This is a genomic window from Aeromonas mytilicola subsp. aquatica, from assembly GCF_044336385.1.
Taxonomy (GTDB): Bacteria; Pseudomonadota; Gammaproteobacteria; order Enterobacterales; family Aeromonadaceae; genus Aeromonas; species Aeromonas rivipollensis.
This window is the reverse complement of the sequence record NZ_CP172298.1, coordinates 3,547,481-3,565,501: the sequence shown is the minus strand read 5'-3', so window position 1 is coordinate 3,565,501 and position 18,021 is coordinate 3,547,481. Positions and strand designations below refer to the sequence as shown.

Genomic DNA, 18,021 nt, shown 5'->3' with positions numbered 1-18,021 from the left:
CCAACGCTCTTTCCCCTCACTCTTTCTTCCAACAATGTCAGGAGTATCAAATGAACAATATCATTCCATCCAGCCGTCTTGGGTCAAGAGTACTCAGCGCCAGCACGCTCAGTGGCGACGATGTGTACGACCCGAGAGGTGAAAAGCTGGGCAGCATCAAGGAGCTCATGCTGGATATCGAAAACGGCAAGGTGTGCTATGCGGTGCTCTCCTTCGGCGGTTTCCTCAGTCTCGGCGAGAAGCTGTTTGCCGTACCCTGGAGCGCCCTGAAGGTCGATACTGAAAACAAGCGCTTCATCATGGATACCACAGAGGAACGCATGAAGAATGCCCCGGGATTTGATAGCGACCACTGGCCCAACATGGCAGATACCTCTTGGGAAAAGAGCATCTACAGCTATTACGACACCAGGTACTGAGGTGGTTTTGCACGCTGGCTTGATGTTGGTCTGCCTTTTGATCCCCTCCGGCCTATGATCGCCAGCAAGGCATGGAAACGTGTCTGCAAGCATGATTTCACCTAGGCAAGGCGAGGCTCGATGCGGTGGTGAGCCTGATCAGACAACCAAAACGAAAATATTGCAGCCAGGGTCAAGGTCGCCGTGGCTGCCTCTGGTCGCCTCATCCTCTCGATTTTCTTCAGCCTCCCGGCAGGCCTCTGGTCATTCAAAGCGCGATCCCGCTCGCAGGGGCTGACATGGATTTTGTGGCGGCTTCATATTAAGATGCCTCATCCGAACCGATAGCTGCGGCTCTCTTTGATTGCCGCAGCTTCTCTTTTTCAAGCAACCCAGGTTTCGACTATGAATCATACTCCGATGACTGTTCGCGGCGCTGAAAAGCTGCGTCAAGAGCTCGACTATCTGAAGAGCGAGCTGCGTCCCCAGATTATCGAAGCGATTGCTGATGCCCGTGAACATGGTGATCTGAAAGAAAACGCCGAATACCATGCCGCTCGCGAGCAGCAAGGTTTCTGTGAAGGCCGCATTCAGGAAATTGAGAGCAAACTCTCCAATGCCCAGGTGATCGATATCACCAAGATTGCCAACAATGGCCGCGTCATCTTCGGTGCGACCGTGACTCTGCTGAAAAGCGAAACGGAAGAGGAAGTGGTCTACCGCATCGTGGGTGACGACGAGGCGGACATCAAACAGAACATGATCTCCGTGAACTCGCCCATTGCCCGTGCCCTGATCGGCAAGGAAGTGGACGACGTGGCCATCGTCAAGACACCGGCTGGCGATGTGGAGTACGAAATTCTGGAAGTCGCCTACCTCTGACGATGAGGGGCGATGAAGAGACAGGGGAGCCCGGCTCCCCTGTTGCATTTAGTCCCCCTGATAGGTCTGGACGAAGGCGTCCTGATGACGCTGGAAGAGCCAGTCCCGCAGTTGCTCCTGATCTCCCTTGTCCAGCTGGAATTGCAAGGCCCAGTCATGGAGCTTCTGGTGGGACTGGACATGCCTTATCAGGGTGCCGCTCAGTGCCAGGGGGGGCAATCCCTCGATGCCGAGGGTGCCGTGCAGCCGATCGCCCTTGGTCAGAGTCGGTGGCAAACCGGCCACGATGAGACCGCCAAGGGAGAGGCTGTGCACCTCATACTCGGCATCGCTGGTGTGCAGGACGGCTTTCTCATCGAGTCGCCAGGCGCGCAGGTGAGGGGAGCCCAGCTCTGTGATGGTGGGGGCGGCGATGCGCAGCTCGGTGTGGCCTTCCGCCGCCAGGGTACAATGCAGCGGAAAACGCAGTTGATGGCCGGCGATACGGGCCTCGATCGTCAAGGGGCTGGCCCGTTGCAACAGGCTCTGTAGGGGAAGACTCAGGTTGCCTCGCAGGAACTGGCCGGCGGCCATGTCCTCTGCGTCTCCCAAGTCCTGCAGCATGGCCAGTTCCTCGTCGGTGAGAATCTGATGCTTGTCCATAGTGGATGTCCGCAAGTATTCATCGCAGGTTAAGGGCCTGACGACTATTTTGGCAAGCGACTTGGGAAGAAGAGAAATGAAGGAAAGAGCGAACGCTCTTTCCTGTTACTTGCGGGGCAACTGGATCTTGGGTTCTGTGGCCTGACGATAGATGGTCAGTACATGGCCCATGCTCTGTACCTTGATGGCGCCTGTCTCACGGACGATGGCTTCCATCACCAGCTGTTTCATCTCACGATCTTCAGACGACACCTTAACCTTGATCAGCTCGTGGTGGTTCAGCGCCAGATCGATCTCGGCCAGCACCCCTTCGGTCAGGCCGTGTTGTCCCAGCAGGACGACCGGCTTCAGGCTGTGGGCTAGGCCCTTGAGGTACTGTTTCTGTTTATTGTTGAGAATCATGGCAATTTCTTCATAAGTCAGGGTTGAAAGGGGCGTATTCTACCCCCACTTAGCCCTTAATACTAATAACCCTTGTGGTTTTTTAAAGTCGACAATCATGACCCAGAAAAAACATTCCCCCAGTTCAACCCGCTGGTTAAAAGAACATTTTGACGATCATTACGTCAAAAAAGCCCAGAAGTTGGGACTGCGTTCCCGTGCCGTGTTCAAGATCGATGAGATCCAGGGCAAGGACAAACTGCTCAAGCCGGGCATGACGGTGGTGGATCTGGGGGCGGCCCCCGGTGGCTGGTCCCAGTTTGCCATCGATCAGGTGGGTGACAAGGGGCGAGTGATTGCTTGCGATATTCTGCCGATGGATTCCATTGCCGGTGTCGATTTCCTGCAAGGGGACTTTCGGGAGGAAACTGTGCTTGCCGCCTTGTTGGCACGAGTTGGCCCGGACAAGGTTGATGTGGTCATGTCTGACATGGCGCCCAATATGAGCGGGACCCAGCAGGTGGATCAGGCTCGCTCCATGTATCTGATCGAGCTGGCGCTGGACATGTGCAATCAGGTCCTGCGCAGTAATGGCAGTTTCGTGGTCAAGGTATTCCAGGGGGAGGGGTTTGATGCCTATCTCAATGAAATTCGTAGACTTTTCTCTGTCGTCAAGATTCGTAAACCAGACTCCTCCCGTGCCCGTTCACGAGAAGTCTACATTGTGGCTACCGGTTTTAAACTGTAGTACCCTAACCCTCATCGTTAACTGTCAGTCTGCGAGGTCATTGATTTGAGTGACATGGCGAAAAACCTAATCCTGTGGCTGGTCATCGCCGTCGTGCTGATGTCGGTGTTCAATAGCTTCAGCCCCAGCGATACCACCAGTCGCCAGCTGGACTATTCCAGCTTCGTGAAAGAAGTGACCCAAGAGCAGATCCGTGAAGTGCGGATGGATGGCAAGGTCATTAATGGCGTCAAGCGCACCGGTGAACGTTTCACCACCATCATCCCTGCGCCGGATCCCCAACTGCTCAACGACATGCTCAACCACAACGTGAAGGTGATGGGTGAGAAGCCGGAAGAGCCGTCTCTGATCACGTCCATCTTCATCTCCTGGTTCCCGATGCTGTTGCTGATCGGTGTCTGGGTCTTCTTCATGCGTCAGATGCAGGGCGGCGGTGGCAAGGGTGCCATGTCGTTCGGCAAGAGCAAGGCTCGCCTGATGAGTGAAGATCAGATCAAGACCACCTTCGTCGACGTGGCGGGTTGTGACGAGGCAAAGGAAGAGGTCAAAGAGCTGGTCGACTATCTGCGCGATCCGACCAAGTTCCAGAAACTGGGCGGCAAGATTCCCACTGGCGTGCTGCTGGTCGGCCCGCCCGGTACCGGTAAGACCCTGCTGGCCAAGGCCATCGCGGGTGAGGCCAAGGTGCCCTTCTTCACCATCTCCGGTTCCGACTTCGTCGAGATGTTCGTGGGTGTCGGTGCCTCCCGGGTGCGCGACATGTTCGAGCAGGCCAAGAAGTCCTCCCCCTGCATCATCTTCATCGATGAAATCGATGCGGTCGGTCGCCAGCGTGGCGCCGGTCTGGGTGGTGGCCACGATGAGCGTGAGCAGACCCTGAACCAGATGCTGGTCGAGATGGATGGCTTCGAAGGCAATGAAGGCGTCATCGTCATCGCCGCAACCAACCGTCCAGACGTGCTGGATCCCGCGCTGCTGCGTCCGGGTCGTTTCGACCGCCAGGTCGTGGTCGGTCTGCCGGATGTCCGCGGTCGCGAGCAGATCCTTAAGGTGCACATGCGCAAGGTTCCGTTGGCGGATGACGTCAATGCCGCTGTGATTGCACGTGGTACCCCGGGCTTCTCCGGCGCCGATCTCGCCAACCTGGTCAACGAAGCCGCCCTGTTCTCCGCCCGTGAGAGCCGTCGTGTGGTCTCCATGCTGGAGTTCGAGAAGGCCAAGGACAAGATCATGATGGGTGCGGAGCGTCGCTCCATGGTGATGAGAGACTCCGAGAAGGAGATGACCGCTTATCATGAAGCCGGTCATGCCATCATCGGCCGTGTAGTGCCGGATCATGATCCCGTCTACAAGGTCTCCATCATTCCCCGTGGCCGTGCCCTTGGGGTGACCATGTACCTGCCGGAGCAGGATCGCTGGAGCCACTCCAAGCAGCATCTGGAGTCCATGATCTCCAGCCTGTATGGCGGTCGTCTGGCGGAAGAGCTGATCTACGGTGCCGAGAAGGTATCGACCGGTGCCTCCAATGACATCGAGCGCGCCACCGACATCGCCCGCAAGATGGTGACCCAGTGGGGCATGTCCGAGCGTCTGGGCCCCATGCTCTATGCCGAAGAAGACGGTGAAGTCTTCCTTGGTCGCAGCATGGCCAAGGCCAAGCACATGTCCGATGACACAGCGCGCGTCATCGATGCCGAGGTCAAGCAGGTCATCGATCGCAACTATGCTCGTGCCAAGCAGATCCTGCAGGACAACATGGATGTGCTGCACACCATGAAGGATGCCTTGATGAAGTACGAGACCATAGATGCCAAGCAGATCGACGATCTGATGGCCCGTCGTGAGGTCCGTGCTCCCAGCAACTGGCACGATGAGCACGGTGACACCCCGCAAGGCGGCGCCAGCGTGAGCAGCGAGCCCGAGGTCAAGGCGCAGGCCGATGACAACAGCGCACCGCGCAGTGACATCGACAAGGCGAACGATGTGCCGGCCAAATAAGCTTTCATGATCCAGACCCCGGGCTTGCCCGGGGTTTTTCTTTATGCGATACCCAGATTTTCTTGTGACAGGTAGATGTAAAGATGCAACTAATCAGCAAGGGGCGCAGCCTCTCCCTGGATCGTCCCCACGTCATGGGGATCCTCAACGTGACGCCGGACTCCTTCTCCGATGGCGGCCGCTTTAAGCCGCTTGAACTGGCCCTGGCCCATGCCCGCCAGATGATGGAGGAGGGGGCCACCCTCATCGACATCGGCGGCGAGTCGACCCGCCCTGGCGCCCCCGACGTGAGCGAGCAGGAGGAGCTGGACAGGGTCATCCCCGTGGTCGAGCGGATGGTCCAGGAGCTCGATGTGATGATCTCCCTCGATACTTCCAAGGCTGCCGTGATGAGGGCGGGCTGCGCGGCAGGCGCCCACCTCATCAATGACGTGAGGGCCCTGCTCGAGCCCGGTGCCCTGGCTGCCGCGGCAGAGGCTGACGTGCCCGTGTGCCTGATGCACATGCAGGGACAGCCAAGAACCATGCAGGCCGAACCCCATTACGACGACTTGCTGGGGGAGGTGAGGGCCTTCTTCGACGAGCGGATAGCCGCTTGCCTGGATGCCGGGATCCGGCGCCAGCACCTGCTGCTGGATCCGGGTTATGGCTTTGGCAAGACGGTGGCACACAACTATCAGTTGCTGGCCGAGCAGCAGAAGTTGCTGGATTACGGTCTGCCGCTCTTGGTGGGGATGTCGCGAAAGTCTATGATAGGCAATCTGCTTGGCCGCCCCGTTGATGAGCGGCTGGCCGGCAGCCTGGCCTGCGCCCTGATCGGGTTGCAACATGGCGCCAGGATCATTCGGGTGCACGACGTGCGAGCCACCATGGACGCGCTGCGCGTAGGCTGGATGACCATGACGGGACAAGATTTCGTATCCAGATAAAATAACGAGAACAGACAATGACCAGAAAGTACTTCGGCACAGACGGTGTGCGCGGCAAGGTGGGTGAATACCCGATCACCCCGGATTTCGTGATGAAGCTGGGCTGGGCTGCCGGCAAGGTGCTCTCCAAGAAGGGCACCAAGAAGGTGCTGATCGGCAAGGACACCCGGATCTCCGGCTACATGCTGGAATCGGCGCTGGAAGCGGGCCTCTCCGCTGCGGGCCTCAAGGCCATATTGATGGGCCCCATGCCGACGCCGGCGGTGGCCTACCTGACTCGCACCTTCCGTGCCGAGGCTGGCATCGTCATCAGCGCCTCCCACAACCCCTATTACGACAACGGCATCAAGTTCTTCTCCGCCGACGGCACCAAGCTGCCCGATGAGGTGGAGCTGGCCATCGAAGCCGAGCTGGATCACGAGCTCAAGTGCGTGGAGTCCGCCGAACTTGGCAAGGCCCAGCGCATCGACGATGCCGCCGGCCGTTACATCGAGTTCTGCAAGAGTACCTTCCCCACCCATCTGAGCCTGGAAGGGGTGAAGATGGTGGTGGATTGCGGCCATGGCGCCACCTATCACATAGCTCCCTCAGTGTTCCGCGAGCTGGGTGCCGAGGTGATTGCCATCGGTTGCAGCCCTGATGGCCTCAACATCAACGATGGGGTGGGCTCCACCGCACCTGAGGCGCTGGCCGCCAAGGTGCTGGAGTGCAAGGCCGATCTCGGTGTCGCCTTCGACGGTGACGGCGATCGCCTGGTGATGGTAGACAGCACTGGCTACATCATCGACGGGGACGAGATCCTCTACATCATCGCCCGCGATGCCCTGCGCAACGGTCGCCTCAAGGGCGGCGTAGTCGGTACCCTGATGGCCAACATGGGCCTGGAGCTGGCATTGCAGACGCTCGGTATTCCGTTTGCCCGTGCCAAGGTGGGTGACCGCTATGTGCTCGAGATGATGAACGAGAAGGGCTGGCGCATCGGTGGCGAGAACTCGGGTCACATCATCTGTCTGGATCAGACCACCACAGGGGATGGCATAGTCGCCGCCCTGCAGGTGCTGACGGCGGTGTGCTCTGCGGAGATGCCGCTGGCCAAGCTGCGCTCCGGCATGAGCAAGTTCCCCCAGGTACTGGTGAACGTACGTTTTGCCGAGGGCAGGGATCCGCTGGCGGCCGAAGCCGTGCAGCAGGAAGTGGCCAAGGTGGAACAGGAACTGGGTGGCCGTGGCCGTGTCCTGCTGCGCAAATCCGGCACCGAGCCCCTGATCCGGGTGATGGTGGAAGGGGAGCATGAGCAACAGGTGCGTGACATGGCACAACGCATCGCCCAACAGGTCGAATCGGCGTTTTAATGAGCATTCAGGGCGGTTTTTTAACCGCCCTGGTTGTATCTTGTTCAAACGATTCGAAAATTTGAAAATAGCACTTGTCAGCTGATCATCCTCTGGATATTATCAGCCCCGCTTTCGCAAGGGAGTTGCCGATGGGACATCGCAAGCCGTTTGTAGCAGCCAACTGGAAGTTACACGGTAGTAGGTCGCAGTTAGAGCAGTTTACGAGTCAATGCCTGAAGGGTGTTGGTGATGATGTAGATGTCGTTCTCTGTCCTTCCCATGTGCATATCGACTTTACAGCACGACTGCTCGATGAGCAGAAGGCGATAAGGTTGGGGGCTCAGAATGTGAGCCAGCACCGACAAGGCGCTTATACGGGTGAAGTCTCGTGTGAGATGCTGGTCGAGGCAGGGTGCCGATACGTACTGGTTGGGCACTCCGAGCGCAGGCGTCTCTTTGGTGAGACCAGCTTTATCGTCGCAGAGAAGTTTGCGGCAGTCAGAGCGGCAGGTTTGATTCCCATCCTTTGTCTGGGGGAGTCAGGTGCTGCGAGGCAGGCGAGAAGAACCTTCGAGGTGATCGCTGAAGAGCTGGATATCGTCATAGAGAAAAATGGCGCGATGGCTTTCGATAATGCTATCATCGCCTACGAGCCGATTTGGGCTGTAGGTACAGGTAAATGCGCCACACCCGAGCAGGCACAAGAGGTTCATTCCTTTATTCGTGGTCGCTTGGCGGAGGATACTCCGGTAATAGGTGAGAAAGTCAGAATCATCTATGGTGGGAGCGTGACGCCGACCAACGCGAGAGATTTGTTTGCCCAGCCCGACATTGATGGCGGACTGATAGGTGGAGCAAGCCTCGACAGCGATGCGTTTTTAGGAATTGTTGAAGCGGCAAAGGGTGCAAGTTAAATGTACGAGATTCTTTTAGTCGTTTATCTGCTGGTGTCACTGGCTCTGATCGGTCTGGTGATGATTCAGCAAGGTAAAGGGGCTGATATGGGCGCCTCCTTCGGCGCAGGGGCATCGAATACTGTATTCGGCTCCGGTGGTTCAGGCAGTTTCCTGACCCGCACAACTGCAATTTTGGCCACTCTGTTCTTTTTGATCAGCTTGGTGCTTGGATCCATGTCAAGCAACAAGGTAAAACAGGGTAGCGAATGGGAAAATCTGCAACAGACTCAGCAAGTTGAGCAGACCAAAGCGCCAGTGAAGAAAGACACTGACGTTCCCGAGTAAAGAGTTTTTGCCGTGGTGGTGGAATTGGTAGACACGCTATCTTGAGGGGGTAGTGCTCTAGGGTGTGCGGGTTCGAGTCCCGCCCACGGCACCAATTAAGCAGTGAGCCCGGGCAACCGGGTGTATTATAGTCACTCAGTCTTGTATGAAGAGAATGATCTGGCTATAATCTCGCACGATTTCGGACGCGGGGTGGAGCAGCATGGTAGCTCGTCGGGCTCATAACCCGAAGGTCGTCGGTTCAAATCCGGCCCCCGCAACCAAATTTCACGCATTTCCTACGCTCAGGAAGGCGGTCGCTGCGAGGCGACAATCAGGGTAAAGCGCCAAGCCCCGATTTGACATCGGGGCTTTTTGTTATGTGCGATTTACTCTGAATCGATCTCTATCTGGGCTATATGCCCTTTTTTTGTTTTTCGGAGGGTGACTTTGGCTACGTTGGAACAACGTTTGACCGATCTGCTCGAGGCTCCGGTCGTTGCCTTGGGTTTTGAACTTTGGGGTGTCGAGTTTATCCGTGCGGGTAAGCACTCGACCTTGCGCGTCTTCATCGACTCAGAGCAAGGTGTGACGGTGGAAGACTGTGCCGAGGTGAGCCGCCAGGTTGGCGCCATCATGGACGTTGAAGATCCCATCACCGAGGAGTATTACCTCGAGGTTTCCTCCCCGGGCCTGGATCGTCCGCTGTTCAAGGTTGCCCAGTTCGAAAAATACGTTGGCCAAGAGGCGGCGGTTTCGCTTCGGATGGCAACAAACAACCGCCGCAAGTTCAAAGGCGTAATCAAAGCTGTGCAGGGGGACATGGTCACCCTGACAGTAGATGGTAAGGACGAGGTGTTGGCTTTCACCAATATCCAAAAAGCGAACATAGTGCCGAACTTTGGTTAACGAGGCTATCGGATATGAATAAAGAGATTTTGCTGGTCGTTGACGCTGTGTCCAACGAGAAGGCTGTCCCCCGCGAGAAGATTTTCCAGGCTCTGGAGACTGCGCTGGCGACTGCGACCAAGAAAAAATACGAAGGCGAGATTGAAGTTCGGGTCGAGATCGATCGCAAGACCGGTGACTACGACACCTATCGCCGTTGGGTCGTGGTGGCCGATCAGGCTTCCATGGAGAACCCGTACGGGGAAATCACTCTCGAAGCCGCTCAGATCGAGCAGCCGGATATCCAGATCGGCGACTATGTTGAAGACCAGATTGACTCTGTGACCTTCGACCGCATCACCACCCAGACCGCCAAGCAGGTTATCGTGCAGAAAGTGCGCGAGGCCGAGCGTTCCCAAGTCGTTGACCAGTTCAAGGACAAGGAAGGCACCATCATCAGCGGCGTGGTCAAGAAGAGCAACCGCGACAACGTGATCCTGGATCTGGGCAGCAATGCCGAGGCCGTGATCTTCCGCGACGACATGCTGCCCCGTGAGACCTTCCGTCCCGGTGACCGCATCCGTGGCCTGCTCTATGCCGTCCGCCCGGAAGCCCGTGGTTCCCAGCTGTTCGTCAGCCGCTCCAGCCCGGATTTCCTGAAAGAGCTGTTCCGCATCGAAGTGCCGGAAATCGGCGAAGAGATGATCGAAATCATGGGCGCCGCCCGTGATCCGGGTTCCCGCGCCAAGATCGCGGTCAAGACCAACGATCGTCGTATCGACCCGATCGGGGCTTGTATCGGCATGCGCGGTGCCCGCGTTCAGGCCGTCTCCGCCGAGCTGAGTGGTGAGCGTGCCGACATCGTGCTGTACGATGACAACCCTGCCCAATACGTGATCAATGCCATGGCGCCTGCCGATGTGGCCTCCATCATCGTTGATGAAGACAACCACACCATGGACATCGCCGTGGAAGCCGCCAACCTGGCCCAGGCCATCGGTCGCAACGGTCAGAACGTGCGTCTGGCCTCCCAGCTGACCGGTTGGGAGCTGAACGTCATGACCGTCGAGGACATGCGTGCCAAGCACCAGGCCGAGAACGATCGCATCCTGACCCTGTTCACCAGCGCGCTGGACATCGACGACGATTTCGCCGGTCTGCTGATGGAAGAAGGTTTCTCCACCCTGGAAGAGATCGCCTTCGTACCCGTCAATGAGCTGCTGGCCATCGACGGTCTGGACGAAGACATGGTGGAAGAGCTGCGCAAGCGTGCCAAGGATGTCCTGACCACCAAGGCCCTGGCCAAAGAAGAATCCTTCGACGGCGTAGAGCCTTCCGAAGAACTGCTCAATCTGAACGGCCTTGGCCGTGAAATGGCGTATGCCCTGGCCGCTCGCGGCGTCGGCACCCTGGAAGATTTGGCAGAGCAAGGTATCGACGACCTTGCCGACATTGAAGAGCTGACCGCTGAGAAAGCCGGTGAGCTGATTATGGCTGCTCGCAATATCTGTTGGTTCGGAGAAGAGCAGTCTGAATAAGATCAAACGGAGGAAAATGAATGGCAGAAGTATCAGTCAAACAACTTGCCACTGACATCGACACGCCGGTTGATCGTCTTCTCCAGCAGTTTGTCGATGCCGGTATCAGCAAGAGCAAGGCCGACGACCTCGTCAGCGAGTCTGAAAAGCAGACTCTGCTGGCTCACTTGAAGAAACAGCATGGAGGTGACGAGATCACCGCACCAGCCCGCATGACGTTGCAGCGCAAGACCAAGAGCACCCTGAGTGTTCAAGGGACTGGCGGCAAGAACAAGGAAGTGCAGGTTGAAGTGCGCAAGACTCGCACCTATGTAAAACGCTCGGCGCTGGAAGATGAACAGCGTCAGGCGGAAGCCGAGGAAAAAGCGCGTTTGGAAGCAGAAGAAAAAGCTCGTCACGAGGCCGAAAACAAGGCCCGTCTCGATGCTGAAGAGAAGGCTCGCCGTGAGGCTGAGCAGGCTCGTCGTGAAGCTGAGGAAAAGGCGCGGATCGAGGCACAATCAAAGGCTCGACAGGCTCCACAGCCCGCCAAAGTAGCCGCTAGCACAGCTCAGCAAGAGGCAGAAAAGATGGCCAAGCGCGAAGCAGAAGAACTGAAGCGCCAACAGGAACAAACCGCTTTGCAAAAAGCAGAAGAACTCGCCGCGAAGAAAGCCGAAGAGGCTCGCGTCATGGCGGAACAGAACGGCCCTCGCTGGGCTGAAGAAGAAGCTGCTCGCGCCAAAGAGAGCAGTGATTACCATCTGACCACCAACAAGCATGCGCAAGCCGCAGAAGACGAGTTGGACCGGAAGGAAGAGACCAGTCGTCGCACTGCTGCTGCAGCTGTCAAGGCCCCGAAAAAGGCCACTCGCCGCGAAGACGACCGTGACTCCCGCAACCCTCGTGCTCGCAAAGGCAAGCGCGGCAAGGTCGCCATGCCCAACGCCATGAAGCACGGCTTCAACAAGCCGGCCGCCGTGGTGAACCGTGACGTCGTCATCGGCGAGACCATCACAGTGGCCGAGCTGGCCAACAAGATGGCCGTCAAGGGTGTCGAAGTCATCAAGGCGATGATGAAGATGGGCGCCATGGCGACCATCAACCAGGTGATCGATCAGGAGACCGCTCAGCTGGTCGCCGAGGAGATGGGTCACAAGGTATTGCTGCGTCGTGAGAACGAGCTGGAAGAGGCGGTACTGTCCGATCGTGACGAGACCTCCGAAGCCAAGCCGCGCGCGCCTGTCGTGACCATCATGGGTCACGTTGACCACGGCAAGACCTCGCTGCTGGATTACATCCGTAAAGCCAAGGTTGCCGCTGGCGAAGCCGGTGGTATTACCCAGCACATCGGTGCCTACCACGTCGAGACCGACAGTGGCATGATCACCTTCCTGGATACTCCGGGTCACGCTGCGTTTACCTCCATGCGTGCTCGTGGTGCCAAGTCGACCGATATCGTCGTTCTGGTTGTTGCTGCTGATGACGGCGTCATGCCGCAGACCATCGAAGCCATCCAGCACGCCAAGGCGGCAGAAGTGCCCATCGTGGTTGCGGTCAACAAGATCGACAAGCCTGAAGCGGATCCGGATCGCGTCAAAACCGAGCTGGCCCGTTACAACGTCATGTCCGAAGACTGGGGTGGCGACAGCCAGTTCGTTCACGTCTCCGCCAAGTCTGGCGAAGGCATCGACGACCTGCTGGAAGCCATCCTGATCCAGTCCGAAGTACTGGAATTGAAAGCGGTTGTCGATGGCATGGCCAGCGGCGTCGTGATCGAATCCTTCCTGGACAAGGGTCGTGGTCCGGTTGCCACCGTGCTGGTACAAGAAGGTACCCTGCGCCAGGGCGACATCGTACTCTGTGGTCTGGAATACGGTCGTATCCGTGCCATGCGTGACGAGCTGGGTCGCGAGATCAAGGAAGCGGGTCCGTCCCTGCCGGTGGAAATCCTGGGTCTGTCCGGGGTGCCGTCTGCTGGTGATGAAGCCACCGTTGTACGTGACGAGAAGAAGGCCCGTGAAGTGGCACTCTATCGTCAGGGCAAGTTCCGCGACGTCAAGCTGGCTCGCCAGCAGAAGGCCAAGCTGGAAAACATGTTCGCCAACATGACCGAGGGCGAAGTGTCCGAAGTGAACGTGGTGATCAAGGCCGACGTACAGGGTTCGGTGCAAGCTATTTGCGATGCGCTGGTTCAGCTCTCTACCGACGAAGTCAAGGTCAAGATCGTGGGCTCGGGTGTCGGTGGCATCACCGAAACCGACGCTACCCTGGCGGCTGCTTCCAGCGCCATCCTGGTGGGCTTCAACGTCCGTGCCGACGCTTCTGCGCGCAAGGTCATCGAGTCCGAGAGCCTGGATCTGCGTTACTACTCCGTCATCTATGATTTGATCGACGAAGTGAAGCAGGCCATGAGCGGCAAGCTGGCTCCTGAGTATCGTCAGGAGATCATCGGTCTGGCTGAAGTCCGTAGCGTCTTCAAGTCACCGAAGTTCGGCGCCGTTGCCGGCTGTATGGTTACCGAAGGTGTGGTCAAGCGTTCCAACCGTATCCGTGTTCTGCGTGACAACGTGGTTATCTATGAAGGCGAGCTGGAATCCCTGCGTCGCTTCAAGGATGACGTCAACGAGGTCCGCAACGGTTACGAGTGTGGTATCGCGGTCAAGAACTACAACGACGTACGCGAAGGCGACCAGATCGAAGTTTACGAGACCATTGAAATTCAACGGACTCTGTAAGCCGACAGTTAGACAAAATAGGGGGCTGCGGCCCCCTTTTATCGCAGGATAGAATATGGCCAGAGAATTCAGCCGGACCCGTCGGGTCGGGCAGCAGATCCAGCGTGAAATCGCGCTGATCCTGCAGCGCGAGGTGAAAGACCCGCGCATCGGCATGGTGACCGTCTCCGACGTGGAAGTGTCCAAGGACCTCAACTATGCCAAGATTTACGTCACCTTCCTGCAGCTGGAGAATGACGCCGAGCGCATCGCGGAAGGGCTCAAGGGCCTGACCGAGGCGGCCGGTTACATTCGCAGCCTGCTTGGCAGCGCCATGCGTCTGCGGGTGGTGCCTGAGCTGCGTTTCTACTACGACCAGACCCTGGTCGAGGGGATGCGCCTCTCCAACCTGGTGACCAACACTGTGCGTGAAGACAAGCGTCGCATGACCGAAGCCGGTCGTGAAGAAGACGAAGCCGCACCAGATGATACTACTGAGGACAAAGCCTGAGATGTCTCGAAGACGTCGTTTCAAGGGCCGTGACGTACACGGTATCCTGCTGCTGGACAAGCCGACCGGTCTGACTTCCAACGATGTGTTGCAGAAGGTCAAGCGGATCTACAACGCGGCCAAGGCCGGCCACACCGGCGCCCTGGATCCCCTGGCGACCGGCATGTTGCCGATCTGCCTAGGTGAGGCCACCAAGTTCTCCCAGTATCTGCTGGAGGCGGACAAGCGCTATGAGGTGACCGCCAAGCTGGGCGAGCGCACCAACACCAGCGACTCCGACGGCGAGGTAGTCTCCACCCGTCCGGTGAACGTGGCCGTGGGTACCCTGATCGAGGCGCTGGACCAGTTCCGCGGCCCCATCATGCAGGTGCCGTCCATGTACTCCGCCCTCAAGCACAACGGTCGTCCGCTCTACGAGTACGCCCGTGAAGGCATAGAGATCGAGCGGGAAGCCCGCCCCATCACCGTATTCGAGCTCAAACTGCTGAGTTTCGAAGGGGATGAGGTGCGCCTCGAGGTGCATTGCAGCAAGGGCACCTACATCCGCTCCCTGGTGGACGATCTCGGCGAAGTGCTGGGCTGTGGCGCCCACGTCACCCAGCTGCGTCGCACCCAGGTGGCCAGCTATCCCTATGACAGGATGCTGACCCTGGATCAGCTCGAGTGCATCTTCGAGCAGGCCAAGGCCGAGAGCATCCCGCCGCGGGAGCAGCTGGATCCCCTGCTGCTGCCGATGGATACCGCAGTGGCGTCCCTGCCAGAGGTGAACATGCTGACGGCCGTGGCCGCCTATGTGAACCAGGGCCAGGCCGTGCAGGTGGCAGGTGCGCCGCAAAGCGGCCAGGTCCGCATGACGGTCGGTCCTGAGCGCGAGTTCATCGGCGTCGGCGAGATCGACGACGAAGGGCGGGTCGCCCCCAAGCGACTGGTGCGTTATCACGACGATAACAACGAGGAGTGATCCTCTGGCGGTATCGCCCTGGCCCACCGGCCTGGGTGCGTGCAACTCGCCCCTCTTTATCGTTGCGAAAAGGGGCGGCTGCGATTATGATACCGCCCTCATTTCACGGCTGAATTAGAGATTGGCTGTGAACCTTTAAACACTCTACTGGAGTAATACCATGTCTCTAAATGCTGAGATCAAAGCTTCCATCGTTGCTGACAACGCTCGTTGCGCCAACGACACCGGTTCCCCCGAAGTGCAGGTTGCCCTGCTGACTGCCCAGATCAACCATCTGCAAGGTCACTTCAAGGAGCACTCCAAGGATCACCACGGTCGTCGCGGTCTGCTGCGCATGGTTTCCCAGCGTCGTAAGCTGCTGGACTACCTGAAGCGTAAAGACGTTCAGCGTTACGCTGCTCTGATCGCCAAGCTGGGTCTGCGTCGTTAATCGACCATCAGATTTCGCGAAAAAGGGGAACCGTGAGGTTCCCCTTTTTTATGGATCATTTTTATCGCGCGGCAAAGCGTTGCCTGCCTCACAGAATGCGCGCCACCGCTTACCTTTTGATGCGAATCAAGTATACTTGCACGCGAATTTAAAGCGCCAAATTGTAAAAAGGAAATTCACGTGAATCCTATTGTAAAGTCATTCCAGTACGGTCAACACACCGTCACCCTGGAAACCGGTGTGATGGCCCGTCAAGCCACTGCGGCCGTCATGGTCAGCATGGACGATACCTGCGTATTTGTGACCGTCGTTGGCAAGAAAGAGGCCGATCACGGCCGTGATTTCTTCCCGCTGACCGTCAACTACCAGGAGCGTACCTATGCTGCTGGTCGTATCCCGGGTGGTTTCTTCCGTCGTGAAGGCCGTCCGAGCGAAGGTGAGACCCTCATCTCCCGCCTGATCGACCGTCCTATTCGTCCGCTGTTCCCGGAAGGCTTCCTCAATGAGGTTCAGGTGGTTGCCACCGTCATGTCCGTGAACCCGGCCGTGTCCCCCGACATCGTTGCCATGATCGGTGCCTCTGCTGCCCTGGCCATCTCAGGTATCCCGTTCGGCGGCCCGATTGCTGCTGCCCGCGTGGGTTACATGAACGGTCAGTACGTACTGAACCCGACCACCACCGAACTGCCCCAGAGCGATCTGGATCTGGTGGTTGCCGGTACCGCCAACGCCGTGCTGATGGTGGAATCCGAAGCGGCCATCCTCTCCGAAGAGGTGATGCTGGGCGCAGTGGTCTATGGCCACGAGCAGATGCAGGTGGTGATCAACGCCATCAACGAATTCGCCGCCGAGGTGGGTACCCAGCCGTGGGACTGGACCCCGCCTGCCGTCAACGAAGCGCTGAAAGCCAAGGTTGCCGAGCTGGCCACTGCCGAACTGGGTGAAGCCTACCGCATCACCGAGAAGGCCGTGCGTTACGCCGCCATCGGTGCCATCAAGTCACGTGTAGTTGAGCAGGTCATCGCCTCCGGCGTGGAAGAAGATGCCAAGAAGATCGGCGAAGAGTTCCACAGCCTGGAAAGCCGCATCGTCCGTGGCCGTGTGGTCCGTGGCGAGCCGCGCATCGATGGTCGCGATCCGGAAATGATCCGTGCCCTGTCCGTCGGCACCGGCATCCTGCCCCGTGCTCACGGCTCCGCTTTGTTCACCCGTGGTGAGACTCAGGCCATCGTGGTTGCGACCCTGGGTACCGAGCGTGACGCCCAGAACATCGACGAGCTGGCCGGCCACCGTGCCGACCGCTTCATGCTGCACTACAACTTCCCGCCGTACTGCGTCGGCGAGACCGGCATGATGGGCAGCCCCAAGCGTCGTGAGATCGGTCACGGTCGTCTGGCCAAGCGCGGCGTTGCTGCCGTGATGCCGAGCGCCGCCGAGTTCCCGTACGTGGTACGCGTGGTGTCTGAAATCACCGAATCCAACGGTTCCTCCTCCATGGCCTCCGTCTGTGGTTCCTCCCTGGCGCTGATGGACGCGGGTGTGCCGATCAAGGCCTCCGTTGCCGGTATCGCCATGGGTCTGGTGAAGGAAGAAGAAGGTTTCGTCGTGCTGTCCGACATCCTGGGTGACGAAGATCACCTGGGCGACATGGACTTCAAGGTAGCCGGTACTACCCAGGGTATCACCGCGCTGCAGATGGACATCAAGATCGAAGGCATCACCAAAGAGATCATGGAGATTGCCCTCAAGCAAGCCCGTGGCGCTCGCCTGCACATCCTGAAGGTCATGGACGAAGCCATCCAGGCTCCCCGTGCCGAGATCTCCGATTTCGCCCCGCGCATCCACACCATCAAGATCAATCCTGAGAAGATCAAGGATGTCATCGGCAAGGGCGGTTCCGTGATCCGTGCCCTGACCGAAGAGACCGGCACCAACATCGAGCTGGATGATGACGGTACAGTCCGCATCTCCGCCGTTGCCAACGAAGCCGCCATGGAAGCCATCCGTCGCATCGAGGCCATCACCGCCGAGATCGAAGTGAACCGCATCTATGAAGGCAAGGTTGTGCGTCTGGCCGATTTCGGCGCCTTCGTCAATATCCTGCCGGGTAAAGACGGTCTGGTACACATCTCCCAGATCACCGATGCCCGCGTGCAGAACGTGGCCGACTTCCTGAAGATCGGTGACGTTGTGAAGGTGAAGGTACTGGAAGTGGACCGTCAGGGCCGTGTGCGTCTCTCCATCAAGGAAGCGAATGCACCGACCGAAGCCGCCGCCCCGGTTGCCGACGTGGCCGTTGCCGAAGAGCCGGCTGCCGAATAAGGCATTCGCTCTGTGAAAAGCCGACCTCAGGGTCGGCTTTTTTGTGCCTGTCTGCCTGTGGGGACCAGGGAGAAGAGGCCTTGTTCCTTTTGGCGCCAGTTGCTATAAGGGACGACTCGCCGTCACGTTGTCAAAAGGAAGTG

Annotated in this window: 17 protein-coding genes and 2 tRNA genes; 17 read left to right on the top strand and 2 right to left on the bottom strand. The window is 58.3% G+C overall.

What is annotated here, in order from left to right; translation table 11 throughout:
* The first annotated feature begins 50 nt into the window (after positions 1 to 50).
* Positions 51 to 419, top strand: coding sequence for a PRC-barrel domain-containing protein (locus tag ACFWHB_RS16325; RefSeq protein WP_106887621.1), 369 nt, complete (start codon positions 51 to 53; stop codon positions 417 to 419).
* Positions 420 to 803: 384 nt separating this feature from the next.
* Positions 804 to 1,280 (top strand): transcription elongation factor GreA, encoded by a 477-nt coding sequence (gene greA / locus ACFWHB_RS16320; protein WP_041205192.1) that lies wholly within the window; start codon positions 804 to 806, stop codon positions 1,278 to 1,280.
* A gap of 48 nt (positions 1,281 to 1,328) precedes the next feature.
* Here the strand turns inward: greA and ACFWHB_RS16315 are convergent, their stop codons facing one another.
* Together ACFWHB_RS16315 and yhbY are read right to left on the bottom strand one after the other, a co-directional pair.
* A complete protein-coding gene (locus tag ACFWHB_RS16315; protein ID WP_139745520.1) occupies positions 1,329 to 1,922 on the bottom strand; it encodes a PilZ domain-containing protein in 594 nt (197 codons plus the stop codon).
* Positions 1,923 to 2,027: 105 nt separating this feature from the next.
* Positions 2,028 to 2,324 carry a ribosome assembly RNA-binding protein YhbY gene (yhbY, locus tag ACFWHB_RS16310; protein ID WP_025326057.1) on the bottom strand — a complete coding sequence of 99 codons (297 nt, stop codon included), beginning with the start codon at positions 2,322 to 2,324 and terminating at the stop codon, positions 2,028 to 2,030.
* A gap of 97 nt (positions 2,325 to 2,421) precedes the next feature.
* On the opposite strand from yhbY, the gene rlmE reads away from it, so the two are divergent.
* The 15 genes from rlmE to pnp all read left to right on the top strand — a co-directional run bounded on the left by rlmE (position 2,422) and on the right by pnp (position 17,878).
* Entirely contained in the window at positions 2,422 to 3,051 is a 630-nt protein-coding gene (gene rlmE / locus ACFWHB_RS16305; RefSeq protein ID WP_005326622.1) for a 23S rRNA (uridine(2552)-2'-O)-methyltransferase RlmE, read from the top strand.
* Between the two features lie 45 nt (positions 3,052 to 3,096).
* Entirely contained in the window at positions 3,097 to 5,049 is a 1,953-nt protein-coding gene (gene ftsH / locus ACFWHB_RS16300) for an ATP-dependent zinc metalloprotease FtsH (protein ID WP_106887619.1), read from the top strand.
* Between the two features lie 83 nt (positions 5,050 to 5,132).
* Positions 5,133 to 5,978, top strand: coding sequence for a dihydropteroate synthase (folP, locus tag ACFWHB_RS16295; RefSeq protein WP_163147003.1), 846 nt, complete (start codon positions 5,133 to 5,135; stop codon positions 5,976 to 5,978).
* 17 nt (positions 5,979 to 5,995) lie between these two features.
* Positions 5,996 to 7,330 (top strand): phosphoglucosamine mutase, encoded by a 1,335-nt coding sequence (gene glmM / locus ACFWHB_RS16290; RefSeq protein ID WP_171275615.1) that lies wholly within the window; start codon positions 5,996 to 5,998, stop codon positions 7,328 to 7,330.
* Positions 7,331 to 7,461: 131 nt separating this feature from the next.
* Positions 7,462 to 8,226, top strand: coding sequence for a triose-phosphate isomerase (gene tpiA / locus ACFWHB_RS16285; protein WP_395948857.1), 765 nt, complete (start codon positions 7,462 to 7,464; stop codon positions 8,224 to 8,226).
* The gene (gene secG / locus ACFWHB_RS16280) at positions 8,227 to 8,553 is read left to right on the top strand and encodes a preprotein translocase subunit SecG (RefSeq protein ID WP_025326063.1); all 327 of its coding nucleotides are present in this window, start codon (positions 8,227 to 8,229) and stop codon (positions 8,551 to 8,553) included.
* Positions 8,554 to 8,562: 9 nt separating this feature from the next.
* Positions 8,563 to 8,647, top strand: a tRNA-Leu gene (locus ACFWHB_RS16275).
* A gap of 92 nt (positions 8,648 to 8,739) precedes the next feature.
* A tRNA-Met gene (locus ACFWHB_RS16270) sits at positions 8,740 to 8,816 on the top strand.
* A gap of 166 nt (positions 8,817 to 8,982) precedes the next feature.
* Positions 8,983 to 9,441 carry a ribosome maturation factor RimP gene (rimP, locus tag ACFWHB_RS16265; RefSeq protein ID WP_106887615.1) on the top strand — a complete coding sequence of 153 codons (459 nt, stop codon included), beginning with the start codon at positions 8,983 to 8,985 and terminating at the stop codon, positions 9,439 to 9,441.
* A gap of 14 nt (positions 9,442 to 9,455) precedes the next feature.
* Positions 9,456 to 10,958, top strand: a complete 1,503-nt coding sequence (nusA, locus tag ACFWHB_RS16260) for a transcription termination factor NusA (protein WP_106887614.1) — start codon at positions 9,456 to 9,458, stop codon at positions 10,956 to 10,958.
* A gap of 20 nt (positions 10,959 to 10,978) precedes the next feature.
* Positions 10,979 to 13,675 (top strand): translation initiation factor IF-2, encoded by a 2,697-nt coding sequence (gene infB, locus ACFWHB_RS16255; protein WP_106887613.1) that lies wholly within the window; start codon positions 10,979 to 10,981, stop codon positions 13,673 to 13,675.
* A gap of 55 nt (positions 13,676 to 13,730) precedes the next feature.
* Positions 13,731 to 14,165 carry a 30S ribosome-binding factor RbfA gene (rbfA, locus tag ACFWHB_RS16250; protein ID WP_005326642.1) on the top strand — a complete coding sequence of 145 codons (435 nt, stop codon included), beginning with the start codon at positions 13,731 to 13,733 and terminating at the stop codon, positions 14,163 to 14,165.
* A 1-nt stretch (position 14,166) separates the two neighbouring features.
* Positions 14,167 to 15,126, top strand: coding sequence for a tRNA pseudouridine(55) synthase TruB (gene truB, locus ACFWHB_RS16245; RefSeq protein ID WP_163154249.1), 960 nt, complete (start codon positions 14,167 to 14,169; stop codon positions 15,124 to 15,126).
* 160 nt (positions 15,127 to 15,286) lie between these two features.
* Positions 15,287 to 15,556 carry a 30S ribosomal protein S15 gene (rpsO, locus tag ACFWHB_RS16240; protein ID WP_005326646.1) on the top strand — a complete coding sequence of 90 codons (270 nt, stop codon included), beginning with the start codon at positions 15,287 to 15,289 and terminating at the stop codon, positions 15,554 to 15,556.
* A gap of 180 nt (positions 15,557 to 15,736) precedes the next feature.
* Positions 15,737 to 17,878, top strand: a complete 2,142-nt coding sequence (pnp, locus tag ACFWHB_RS16235; protein WP_395948856.1) for a polyribonucleotide nucleotidyltransferase — start codon at positions 15,737 to 15,739, stop codon at positions 17,876 to 17,878.
* Positions 17,879 to 18,021 lie beyond the last annotated feature (143 nt).